10 protein-coding genes are annotated in these 12,370 nt (G+C 43.4%); 6 read left to right on the forward strand and 4 right to left on the reverse strand.

The features are described from left to right. Window positions 1-35: 35 nt before the first annotated feature. Window positions 36-2,540 (reverse strand): TonB-dependent receptor domain-containing protein, encoded by a 2,505-nt coding sequence (locus CDH51_RS05535; protein WP_100627829.1) that lies wholly within the window; start codon window positions 2,538-2,540, stop codon window positions 36-38. Window positions 2,541-2,787: 247 nt separating this feature from the next. Between CDH51_RS05535 and CDH51_RS05540 the strand changes: the two genes are divergently transcribed. The 3 genes from CDH51_RS05540 to CDH51_RS05550 all read left to right on the forward strand — a co-directional run bounded on the left by CDH51_RS05540 (window position 2,788) and on the right by CDH51_RS05550 (window position 5,372). Then, a complete protein-coding gene (locus CDH51_RS05540) occupies window positions 2,788-3,870 on the forward strand; it encodes a sensor histidine kinase (RefSeq protein ID WP_100627637.1) in 1,083 nt (360 codons plus the stop codon). After that, window positions 3,867-4,610 carry a LytR/AlgR family response regulator transcription factor gene (locus CDH51_RS05545; protein WP_100627639.1) on the forward strand — a complete coding sequence of 248 codons (744 nt, stop codon included), beginning with the start codon at window positions 3,867-3,869 and terminating at the stop codon, window positions 4,608-4,610. The genes CDH51_RS05540 and CDH51_RS05545 overlap by 4 nt, the downstream gene beginning before the upstream one ends. A 285-nt stretch (window positions 4,611-4,895) precedes the next feature. Further along, complete coding sequence (locus tag CDH51_RS05550) at window positions 4,896-5,372, forward strand: nucleoside deaminase (RefSeq protein WP_100627641.1); 477 nt, start codon at window positions 4,896-4,898, stop codon at window positions 5,370-5,372. Window positions 5,373-5,462: 90 nt separating this feature from the next. On the opposite strand, the gene ffh is transcribed toward CDH51_RS05550, so the two are convergent. Next, window positions 5,463-6,800, reverse strand: a complete 1,338-nt coding sequence (gene ffh, locus CDH51_RS05555; RefSeq protein WP_100627642.1) for a signal recognition particle protein — start codon at window positions 6,798-6,800, stop codon at window positions 5,463-5,465. Between the two features lie 336 nt (window positions 6,801-7,136). Here ffh and CDH51_RS05560 point away from each other — a divergent pair, with 336 nt between their 5' ends. Genes CDH51_RS05560 through CDH51_RS05570 form a run of 3 tightly spaced genes read left to right on the forward strand, consistent with a single transcriptional unit; the run spans window position 7,137 to window position 10,791 of the window. Continuing rightward, window positions 7,137-9,554: a YfhO family protein gene (locus CDH51_RS05560; RefSeq protein ID WP_100627645.1), complete on the forward strand. Its 2,418-nt coding sequence runs from the start codon at window positions 7,137-7,139 to the stop codon at window positions 9,552-9,554. Then, the gene (locus CDH51_RS05565) at window positions 9,538-10,260 is read left to right on the forward strand and encodes a class I SAM-dependent methyltransferase (protein WP_100627647.1); all 723 of its coding nucleotides are present in this window, start codon (window positions 9,538-9,540) and stop codon (window positions 10,258-10,260) included. Before CDH51_RS05560 ends, CDH51_RS05565 begins: the two co-directional genes overlap by 17 nt. Before the next feature lie 3 nt (window positions 10,261-10,263). Then, window positions 10,264-10,791, forward strand: coding sequence for an FKBP-type peptidyl-prolyl cis-trans isomerase (locus tag CDH51_RS05570; RefSeq protein WP_100627649.1), 528 nt, complete (start codon window positions 10,264-10,266; stop codon window positions 10,789-10,791). Between the two features lie 208 nt (window positions 10,792-10,999). Here the strand turns inward: CDH51_RS05570 and CDH51_RS05575 are convergent, their stop codons facing one another. After that, the gene (locus CDH51_RS05575; protein ID WP_100627651.1) at window positions 11,000-11,959 is read right to left on the reverse strand and encodes an ABC transporter ATP-binding protein; all 960 of its coding nucleotides are present in this window, start codon (window positions 11,957-11,959) and stop codon (window positions 11,000-11,002) included. After that, complete coding sequence (locus CDH51_RS05580; protein ID WP_100627652.1) at window positions 11,956-12,306, reverse strand: MmcQ/YjbR family DNA-binding protein; 351 nt, start codon at window positions 12,304-12,306, stop codon at window positions 11,956-11,958. Before CDH51_RS05580 ends, CDH51_RS05575 begins: the two co-directional genes overlap by 4 nt. Window positions 12,307-12,370: the final 64 nt, after the last annotated feature.

Consider the following 12,370-nt stretch of genomic DNA (forward strand, 5'->3'; position numbering starts at 1 on the left):
TGAGCCAGCCCCGATTATTTTGATTCTGGATTATCTTAACGGTTTTGATTCATATTATTCATACCACCGTCATCGCCGCCTTTCAAGTCATCATTGCTGATTGACTTTTTCTTTCTTTTTCGATCGTTCATTGATAGCTTTCCGATTCGGTAGCTAAAGTTGATCTTGAAGTTCATGTTTCGAATTGCATTCGTACTGTTCTGAATGATGGTAGGCGTGATTGTTTCATTTCGAATGATGAATTCACGTGCCAGAAAGTTTTCAACACCAAAACCAATGCTTCCTCGCTTTTCTTGGAATTGCTTGTTAAAGCTAAGTCCATAGGCCGCAAAACCTCCACTAGTTCCTTGCAATTGCACTCTTCTACCTCTGGCGAAGGTAAAAAGCTGGGCCTGCCAGTCTTTCGGCAAGGTATAGTTTGCGAACATCCGACCACTGATTACCCATCCTTCATTCTTCGCAGCTGTCATTGGATCGGACAACCCATTGTCAAGCATGCTGTAGAAGAGGTCCATTCCTCCATTAAGTGAGAATTTGTTGCTAATATTCACATTGGCGAAAATGTTTGTACCGACCGCCTGCTCTTGACCGATGTTTTCGAATGTGGTATAGATCACATCATTTTCCTGTAGGGTTTGTACAGCCTGAATTGATCCGGTTGTATTTCGGTAAAACCCGGTGAAGTTTAGCATTGTACCTTTGATAAAGGTGCTGTATCCCAATTCAAAATTATCAGTGAACTCAGGATCCAATACTGGGTTACCCTGGGTAATCTGCTGTGGGTTGACTGCTTCGATGTTTGGATTCAGGAATCGTAAAGAAGGACGTGCCAATCTACGATTGTAAGCAGCTTTGATCAAATTGCCATTTTTTAATTTCCGGCTTGCATTTAAGCTAGGAACCAACGATCCATAAGAAGGGATATCCACGTCAAATTCATTGGAGAAATCCGCATTAATCGTAGTATACTCATATCTCACCCCTGGCTTCAAGGTGTAATTCTTTAAGAAGTTGAAAGTATAGGAGATATATCCTGCTGTCACATTTTGATCATAGCTAAATTCATTACTCAAAGTAGGATCAACCAACTCGATAAATTCCCCATCAGCTCCTTCTCCTCTGAAATAAGCAAAGTCAGAGAAAGCTCTACGTGTAATTGTCTTGGCTCCGTACTCTAGGATCTGCTCACCATTTTCACCCATCGGAGTTACGAAATCCAACTGAGCGGTGAATTCCTCATTTCTGCTTGGGTTATCATTTTTTAGTCTGGAATCGATAGTCTGAAAGTCCTCTTCAAAAAGCGTATTGATGAAGAAGTTTTCCCGATTGTCACGGCTATACAAAGTCAAGAGGCTGATTTCCTTTCCTTTTTTGTCAAAAGTTCTGGTGTAGTTCAAACTCACATCAAGTGAATTGGATCGATCTTCTGAGTTGGTCTCACGAAGCGCTGAACTCAAGAGCGTTTGTCCGTCAAATCGCTGAGTTAGGAAATCATTTTGAAGATTATCGGAGTTTCTTAGACCAAAATTGGCAGAACCTGTGATGAAGTTGTATTTGTCAATTTCGTAGTCAACTCCGAAGTTGTATCGGCCAAACATGAAATTACGCTCCGTATCTGCCGATTGGGTCAGACGAGTTTGAGAACCATCTGAGTTTAAAAGCAACTGAGTATTATCAAAACTACCGAAGGTATTGTAGCCGGCACGACCAAATCCACCCAAAGAGAAACCGAATTTACCTACTCTAGCTCCACCATTCAATCCTAGGTTTGATCCTCGAAGACCCACTCCGCTATTGATGCTAAGAGTCATTCCTTCCAAGTTATTCTTTTTGGTGACGATATTAATGACACCTGAGGTACCCTCTGCATCAAATCTGGCTGATGGAGAAGTAATCACTTCCACCTCTTTGATCTCATCTGCTGGAATCTGACGAAGGGCATCTGTGATAGAGCTTGCAGCAATAGCAGAAGGTCTATTGTCTATCAATACGGTAATATTGCTACTTCCTCGCATGGAAACATTTCCATCCAAGTCTACGGAAAGCATCGGAACCCGACGAAGAACATCTGTTGCATCACCACCAGCTACTGTTTTATCGTTTTCAGCTTTGTAAATCGTACGATCTACCCGCTCTTCGATCAATTCACGTTGCCCTTGAACGGTAACTTCCTCTAGCGCGAGGCCTTCATCAGACATAGTCAATTCACCTAAATTGATATCACCGGTTAAGCTTTCGACATTAATATTATCTACTACAAGTGTTTCATATCCTATGAAGGTGAGTTGAAGCGTATATTCTCCCAGTTCAAAACCTGTGATAAAAAATTTGCCATCGCCATCAGCCACGGCACCTGCCATGCTGACGTTCATCCCTTTTTTGTAAAGGGCAGCTGTCGCATAGCCTACAGGGTCTCCAGTTTTTGCATCCTTGGCGATCCCTACGATCCTGGCGGGTTCTTTTCCGTCTTGTTGAGCCAACACTAAATTATTGCCGGCAAGGAGAAGAAGAATAAATAATAAATTGAGTAGTTTTTTCATGGTTTTGTTTTCAAATAAAGAGCTGTCACTCATTCAATACCCCAAAACAAATAGCTTTGTTCTTGATAAAAGTGTACAATAGACCAAACCCAAGTAATAATCGACAAAGACTTAAATACATCAGATGAATTTCCTATTCAGGATTCATCGGTTTTGAATAGCTTTTTATCGGTAGAAAGTTTGGTTTGGTAGATTATTGAGCTAGGAAAGCCAAACTTTCTATTAGTTTGCGTTGAATATCAGTGATATGGCAATAAACAACTCCCGTAAAAATCTCTCAATCCTTATACATACCCTTGGATGGGTCATGCTATGCGTCGTCTTGATGCTCCTCTCGCCCCTATCCTGGAGAATGGGAGAAATCGACCTACCGGTAGAGTATTGGTGGAAACAGGTGTTTTTGGTGATTTCGCTTATCGCTATCTTTTATGCTAATCAATTCCTTATCGTCCCTAGAATCTTACTGAAGGGTAAAACCTACATTTATCTTTTCTTGGTCTTGGGAGGCGGAGTTCTGTTTTTTTACACCGTAGTCACTTTTGAGCAGCTGATACAATATCCGCTTCGAATGCATGAAACTTTTAATCCGGACAGACCTTTCGATCCGGGAAGAAGATGGATTTATGGTGACATGTTTCAGGCTATGCTTTACTTGGTCTCAATTGGACTGAGTACCTCCTTGGCTCTGGTGCAGAAATGGCAAAACGATGAAGAACATCGGCAAGAGCTGGAAAAGCAGCGGATCAAAACCGAGCTTTCCTATCTAAAGGCTCAAATCAACCCTCACTTCTTCTTCAATACGCTCAATAATATCTATTCCCTCACCAATTTGGATATCAAAAAAGCACAGGAAGCCTTGCTGAAGCTTTCGCGAATGATGCGCTATGTGCTTTATGAAAACCAAAAGGAAACCACGCTGCTAAGCAAGGAAGTTGATTTTATTAGAGATTATATTGAGTTGATGAAAATGCGACTGACAGATAAGGTGAAGCTGCATATCCAATTGGACGAACCTACAGATAATCACACCATATCACCGATGTTGCTTTTGCCCTTTTTAGAAAATTGCTTCAAGCATGGCATCAGTTCTCAAGCCGAAAGCAGCATTCATGTCAAACTGGAAATCATGGGAAAAACGGTCTTTTTTGAGACCCGAAACCATATTTTCCCGGTAAATACCGAAAGTCCCGAAGCCAAAGAGCATGGCATAGGGCTAGTCAATACACAACGAAGACTGAGTCTTTTATATCCGGGCAAACATCGCCTGAAATTTGGCAAATCCGACGATAATCAGGAATATTATGTAAACCTGACCCTCAATCTGGAATGAAACTCAAATGCATTGCCGTAGATGACGAGCCTCTGGCACTTCAGTTGGTTTGTAAGTACATCGAGCAAACCTCCTTTTTGGAGCTGATTGGCCAGTTTTCCAGCGCGATCGAAGCCTTGGGATTTATCAATCAGCATGATGTACAATTGATATTCATGGATATTCAGATGCCCGACCTCTCCGGAATGGAACTTGCCCGGGTCTTGGATGGGAAAAAGGATTCAGATCAGACTCGGATTATTTTTGCGACCGCCTATCATCAGTTTGCCATCGAAGGTTATAAAGTCGATGCCTTGGATTATCTTTTGAAGCCTTACAGCTATGAGGATTTTTTGAACGCAGCGACCAAAGCCTATAATTATTTCGAGCGGAAAAGCCGATCACAAGTGATTGGGTCTGCTAAGACTGAGCAGCCATTAGACTACATTTTTCTGAAAGTAGAATACCAACTTGTCAAGGTAATGCTCGATGATATCACCCATGTAGAAGCCTACAAGGACTACGTGAAGGTACACCTGCGATCCAAAAGTAGTCCCCTACTCTCCCTTACCACCCTGAAAAACATGGAGGAACTCCTTCCCGAGGGTAAGTTTATGCGAATTCATCGCTCTTTTATCATCTCCTTGGATCATATCGAATCTGTTTCCAAAAACAGCGTCCATATCGGAAATCATGAAATCTCTATCGGAGAAAATTACAAAGAGGCTTTTCTGGCATTTATGAGTCGGTGGATGAGTTGAAAGAAATTAGAAACTAGAAGTAAAAGGCTATCCTAAAAGTATGGTGTTCCGTCATCGCGAGCCCGACAAGGTCGGGTGAAGCGATCTCAATATTGATTTAAAAATAAATTAGGATTTACTATTTGTTCCAACCTTGTCAGGATCGCAAGGTCAAAAACCTTTTGGAACAGCCTCAAATTTTTTTTAGATCTTAGAATGAAAACCAAGTTTTATAAAACTTTATTCTTCTTTTCTTAAAAAGTTTATAGCTACATTCTTCCAAACAAAAAACTGTAACTTCACTTGATGACCGATTCGCAAAAAGAATTTATGAAAATGGCGATTACGCTCGCCCAGGCAGGAATGGAAGCGGAAAAGGGCGGCCCTTTTGGCTGCGTGATTGTCAAAGACGGGAAAATCATTGGTAAGGGATCCAACAATGTGCTCAAGAACAATGACCCCACAGCCCATGCAGAAGTAGTGGCGATCCGAGATGCCTGCAAAACACTCAACCATTTTCAGCTCGAAGGCTGCGAAGTTTATACTTCCTGTGAACCCTGCCCCATGTGTTTGGGAGCTATTTTCTGGGCTAGGCCGAGTAAAGTTTTTTATGCCTGCACCAAAGAAGATGCGGCTGATGCAGGATTCGACGATGATTTTATTTATGAAGAAATCAAAATAGAACCTGCCGATCGAAAAATACCTATGCTCAATGGAATGCGGGAAGATTCTCAGAAAGTCTTTGAGATTTGGAAAAAGAAAGAGGATAAGAAGGTGTATTAGAGATTAGAAGCGAGAGGCTAGAAGCAAGAAAAAACCCGATCCTTTCGGACCGGGCTCATTCTTAATTCCTAATTCTTCATTCTTAATCGACTACCTTCTTCCCATTCCGGGCATCAATTTACCCATGGCAGCTTTAGCGCCGCCCATTTTATTCATCTGCTTCATCATCTTCCGCATATCGGCAAATTGCTTCATCAGATTGTTCACTTCGGTGATTGATCTTCCTGAACCATTCGCAATACGCTTTCTACGGCTTCCATCCAAAACATCAGGATTTTGGCGCTCGTAAGGGGTCATACTTTGGATGATGGCTTCGATTGGCTTAAAGGAATCATCATCGATATCCAATCCCTTCATGGCTTTTCCCATTCCGGGAATCATCCCCATCAGGTCCTTGATATTTCCCATCTTTTTGACTTGCTCCAGTTGGGAAAGAAAGTCTTCGAAGTCAAAGTTATTCTTTCGGATCTTTGCATTGATCCGCTTGGCTTCGTCCTCATCGAAGGATTGCTGGGCACGCTCCACCAAGGAAATGACATCGCCCATTCCGAGGATCCGTTGAGCCATACGATCGGGATGAAAGACATCCAAATTCTCCATCTTCTCTCCCGTGGAGATAAATTTGATCGGCTTCTCGACTACATGACGAATCGAAATAGCCGCACCACCTCGGGTATCCCCATCCAACTTGGTCAGGACCACTCCGTCAAAATCCAATCGCTCATCGAAAGTACGGGCTGTATTTACCGCATCCTGACCGGTCATGGAATCCACCACAAAAAGTGTCTCAGAAGGATTCAGGGCCTTTTTCAGCGCCTCAATCTCATTCATCATTTGCTCATCCACTGCCAATCGACCTGCGGTATCGACAATGACCGTTTTCTTACCTGTCTTCTTGGCGTAGGCGATCGCATTGTTGGCAATCTCCAGCGCATTCTTATTCTCAGGCTCCGCATAGACCTCCACCCCGATCTGCTCGCCCAGTACTTTCAACTGATCAATCGCAGCAGGGCGGTAGATATCGCAGGCTACCAAGAGCACCTGACGGCCTTGCTTCTTCAGGTAGCTTCCCAATTTTCCGGTGAAAGTAGTTTTACCCGAACCCTGCAAACCTGAGATCAAAACTACTGCGGGCTCTCCGCTGAGTTTGATATCGGCTTTGGTCCCACCCATAAGCTTGGTGAGCTCTTCTTGGGTGATTTTCACCAAAAGCTGCCCTGGAGAAACGGAGATCAGGACATCCCGTCCCAATGCTTCTGTTTTGATTTTATCAGTGACTTCTTTGGCCACTTTATAGTTGACGTCGGCATCGATCAAAGCTCTGCGAATCTCCTTGACGGTAGTGGCGACGTTGATTTCGGTGATTTTCCCGGTTCCTTTCAGCGTTTTAAAGGCCCGGTCTAGTTTCGAACTTAAATTATCAAACATGTGATTTTTTCGATTTGCTGCAAAAGTAATGATTTTAGCGCCTGCAAGAAAGCTTAAAAGCCTCGAATACCATTCATTCAGGTCAAAGGTTTGATTATTAACCCGGATTATGCATTAGAGTCCTTAATAGCCTGTCCCGAAAATCGGGAAGAGTTCAAAACGCAAAAAAATCAAGCATTTTGCGATTGAGGCATAGCACCGCTACGTCGATTGAGCTAAATGCAGCAACGCGGTTGATTTTGAAGCGGTTTGTGCTCGTAATAGGAAGTCTAATGCGTATTTCGGGTTTAATTCCTAATTTGCAGCCTTTGTTTCAATCCCGAACGTAATTTCTGCATGAAGCTGAATTTTCAAAAAGACATCCTTCCACATCTCCTCGGAATTCTTGTTTTCTACCTCCTGATCGTCTTTTACTTTTCCCCGATGGTTTTTGACGGAAAAGTCATCTTCCAAGGTGATATCCTACAATGGGAAGGCTCCGCCAAAGAAGTGCTCGACTATCGGGAAAGTACGGGTGAGCAAGCGCTTTGGACCAATTCCATGTTTGGAGGAATGCCAGCCTATTTCATCAGTTTGGAGTTCCCTGGCGACATTACCAATTTTCTGATTAAGGTATTGACGGTAGGACTCCCACATCCGATCAATGGGCTCTTTTTTGGTATGGTGGGCATTTATATTTTACTATTGAGTTTTCGAGTGCGCCCCATCTTTGCGATTGCAGGAGCCATTGCCTTTGCTTTCAACACCTTCAACTTGCTTTCTTTGGAAGCAGGCCACAATGCCAAAATCTGGGCAGTATGCCTGATTCCCATCATTTTGGCAGGAATTCATCTGGCTTTTGAGCGAAAGCGAATATTAGGAGCGGCACTCTTGGCCTTGGGTCTACTCCTTCAACTCAAATTCAATCACCTGCAAATTACCTATTACACGCTGATCGTTTCAGTGATTTATGTGATGGTACGATTGATTTTCCATTGGAAAAAAGATGGAATAGCTGAATTAGGAAAAAGCTTAGCCTTTCTGACCCTCGGAGCCCTCTTGGCAGTGGGAGGAAATATTGGAAGGCTAGCCACGGCCTTGGAATACAGCCCCTACTCTACCCGTGGGCAAGCTACCTTGGAGACAGAATCCAGCGGACTGGACCGGGAATATGCATTCTCCTGGTCAAACGGAAAACTGGAAACTCTGACACTCTTGATTCCCGATTTCTACGGTGGCGGCAGCCAAACACCACTTCCAGACAATTCTGCTTCAGAAAAAGCCCTTAGAGCAAATGGGGTGGATGCCGCGCAAATCAATGGTTTTGTCAAAAAAGCTCCCACTTATTGGGGAGATCAAACCTTCACGGGAGGACCAATTTACGGAGGAGCTATTTTGGTTTTTCTGGCTTTTTTGGGAATCTGGGCAGCACCAAAGGAGAGTTTGTACACCTTTGGAGCGATTATCATCTTTTCCCTTCTCCTGAGTTGGGGTAAAAACCTAGCCTGGTTCAACTATGCGCTTTTCGACATTTTACCCGGATACAATAAATTCCGCGCTGTCTCCATGGCTTTGGGCGTGACGCTTTTCGCCATTCCGGTTTTGGGAATGATTTCCTTGGAACGATTGGTTCAAAAAAATGATTTGAAACCACTATTTCTAGGAGGTGGGATTGTAGCAGGTCTTACGTTGATTCTCGCTGTTGCTTCGGGAGCCTTTTTCAGATTTGAGGCCCCTGTTGATGCCAATCTTCCAGAATGGCTTGCCTCTGCCATGCAGACAGATCGAAAAGCCATGCTTTCAGCTTCGGCCTGGAAAAGTTTTGGTTTTATCATCGCAGGAGCGGCATTGGTCTTTTTGAATTTGAAGGGAAAAATCTCCGATTTGATTTTGGGTGGTGGACTGATTGCGCTGATTGCGGTGGATTTGATTTCTGTCAATCGACAGTATCTCAATTCCGAGTCATTTCAGGCAAACCCATCCCGACAATACTTCACCGAAACTCCCGCAGAAAAGGAAATTGCTCAGGACTCAGATTATTTCCGAGTATTGAGTTTGACAGAAGGCTTAACTCAGGGTGCGCGTACAAGCTACCGCTTTTACAGTCTTGGGGGCTATCATGGAGCAAAGTTACGACGCTATCAAGACCTGATCGACTTTCAACTTCAGTCCGAAATCCAGGATTTTGTCAGTAAAGCGCAGGAAGGGAATTTTGACTGGCAAGGCATTTCAGTCATCAATATGCTGAATACTAAATATCTGATCGCTGGACAAGATGCCAACTCGGTTTTTGAAAACCCAGCTGCAAATGGTGCTGCCTGGATCCCATCGGAAATCGTCCCCGTACAAAGCAATGAGGAAGAGATTACCGAAATCGGAGAAATTGACACCAAGACGCAAGCTACGGTCAACACGGAGGAATTTGGTAACATCTCCGCTGGCTCGGGAAATGTTGCATTAACCTCCCAAAGTCCGAACGAACTCCGGTATTCTGTGAATATGGAAAATGCAGGTTTGGTGGTTTTTTCGGAGATTCACTACCCCAAAGGCTGGAAGGCGACGATTGACGGAGCAGAGCAGGAAATTTTGCGTGTGAATTACTTACTGAGAGGCTTGGAAGTACCGACAGGAAGTCATGAAGTAATTTTTACCTTTGAGCCATCCAGCTACTATGCCACAAAGACTCCCATGATCATTTTCCAATATTTGATTTTGGCCACCCTTTTGGCAGGAATTTTCATCACTTACAAGCAAGAGAATGAACCCAGAGGATGAAGACAAAGTAGTCAGCTTTTACGATCAATTCGCTGACAAACAGGAAAAGACGGGCATCAATTCGCGCCACCTATCCATACTTGACAAGGTCATGGGAGCAGGATTGCGTCCTGACCATCATGTCTTGGAGGTTGGCTGTGGGATAGGTACGGTATCATCACTCCTCGCCAGACAGGTACCAAAAGGAAAAGTGCTGGCAGTGGATATTTCTCCCGAAAGCATCAGCAAGGCGAAGAAAATCTGGAAAAGTCAGGAAAATCTAAGTTTCGAGGTATCAGACATGTCGGACTTCGACAAGGGCGATCAGCAATTCGATTTCTTTGTATTTCCGGATGTGCTGGAGCATATCCCCGTTGATCAGCATCAGGCCCTGTTTCAAAAAGTCCAAAAACACGCACATCAAGACTCTGTGGTCTTTGTACACATTCCCGCCCCGAGATACCTACAGTGGATGATCGACCACGAGCCTGAGAAGCTACAAGTGATCGACCAGCCTTTAGACTCAGGAGACCTTATCAAGAGCTTAAATAATGCGGGGTTTTATTTGGAAAAAATGGAAACCTATTCCATCTTTTTTGCTGAAAAAGACTACCAGTATTTTGTCTTCCGATCTTCCAAACCACTGGGAAAATCCACTCCACTATCCAAGTGGGACATACTAAAAGAACGAATTCGAATCCGCCTGAAATACGGCTTAATCAATTAATCTATGAATATCGAAAACCAAGCCGTCGTAGGGCTGACTTACGAACTTAAAGTCAGCAAAATCGAAGATGAAATCGAATCAGTACCATTCAGTGTAGAAGTCCGGGATGAGGACGATCCTTTTTATTTCTTGTTTGGACAAAGTGGGCTTCCCGAAAAATTTGAAGAACTGCTAACCGGAAAAAAGGAAGGCGATTCCTTCGACTTTGTGCTCAAAGTGGCTGAAGCCTATGGCGAGGCTGATGACGAGCTTTTGATCAACCTTCCTAAGGATCAATTCTCCAAGGAGCGAGGATTTGAAGAGAATATGCTAAAAGAAGGTGAGTTTCTACCCTTGATGGATGAAAATGGCTATCCTATGCAGGCAAAAGTTTTGAAGGATTTTGGGGATAGTTTGTTGCTTGACTTCAATCATCCATTGGTGGGATTTGACTTACATTTTGAAGGAAAGGTTCTTGAAGTTCGGGAAGCAACCCAGGAAGAACTGGACCACGGGCATGTGCATGGCGCTGACGGCGAATCACACGATTAAACCCGGATTATGCATTAGAATCTGTAGTGAGAGATCAAACCGCAATAAAATCAAGCATTTAGCGAATGAGGCATAGCACCGCTACGGTGATTGAGCTAAATGCAGCAAAGCGATTGATTTTGAAGTGGTTTGGACTAGTAATAAGAAGTCTAATGCATATTTCGGGTTAAAACTATAAGAGGCTTTCTGAATCAGGAAGCCTCTTATTTTATCTAGCTAATTGAAGTTCTTTTTCAGTATCCCAACTCAAATAGACTCGATCCCCTTTTTCGAATCTCCGCTGGGGATCATCGACTTCCCAAATCAATCCGCTTTCTTTTAGTCTGATTTGAAGTGAATTGAAATGAACCAAATACCGGGAATCGACTACATGGGCAAGTAGTCCTCCTTTTGTCCGAAGTTTGACATCCGTCGGGCGAATAAAACAGTTATCAGTATTGGGAATGGCATTGATTGGAGAAAAAAGCCGGGCGATATATCGGCTTTTTGGATGTTCACAAAGCTCCCGAGAGCTTCCTTGCTGCACGATTTTTCCTTTTTGCAAAATCAACAAGTCATCTGTCAAGCGTAGCGCATCATCCAAATCATGGGTCACAAAAATCACGGTAGTTTGAGCTTCTTTAAAACTATCAGCCAATTCTCCTATCAGCTGATGAGTCTGAATCGTATCCAGGGAGGAAAAAGGCTCGTCCAAAAGCAAAACCTCAGGTTCGATAGCCAAAGCTGCGGCAATAGCTACTTTTTGCTGCTGCCCTCCAGAAAGTTGCCTTGGAAATCGATCTGCTAGTTTATTTAGCCGAAACTGCTTAAGTAAGGTCTTAACGCGCTCTTGGGCGTATTTTTTATCATAAAGCAGGAGCGGTCGAGCAATATTCTCCTCCACAGTGCTATTGGGATACAAATGATAATCCTGATGAATCAGCTTAATCTCGTCATACCCTGCCACCAATTTTTCACTGGGATTGAGGATTTTCTCCCCTTTCAAATAGACCGATCCAGAATCTTGCTTTTCCAACCCCGCCAAAATCCGAAGTAAGGTGGATTTCCCAGAACCACTCTCTCCTACGATGGATAAAAGCGAACCCTTTTGGATATTGAGAGAAAAATCATGAAGAGCGACTTGATCGGGATAAGTTTTCCGGATTTGCTGGATAGTGAAAAAACTCATGGACGGATTTCGGTTTGAAGCTTTTTGGGAAGTGAGGCAAAGATCAGTTCATAGGAATGATCTACCAAATCCAAAATCAGCTGATCGGGTACATTTCCGAGTACCGAAACTGAATTCCACCATTTTTTATTCATATGATAGCCTGGCGTGATCCCCTCAAACTTCTCCCTCAATTCAGCGGATCGCTCCGGGTCACACTTCAAATTGATATATTCGAAAACTTCCAAATCTTTGATTGCAAATATTTTTCCTCCCACTCGAAAACAAAGCGTATTGGCATCAAAAGGAGTATCTTCTGAAGTTCCAGGCTTGGAAAGGCAAAAGTCGCGGAGGTAGGAAAGGGTCATAAGTGAAGTAATTCGATCTAAATATCCATAATAATGCCTTTACCTTTTTTCATTGCTTAACCGG

The organism is Algoriphagus formosus, assembly GCF_002807035.1.
Lineage (GTDB): Bacteria > Bacteroidota > Bacteroidia > Cytophagales > Cyclobacteriaceae > Algoriphagus > Algoriphagus formosus.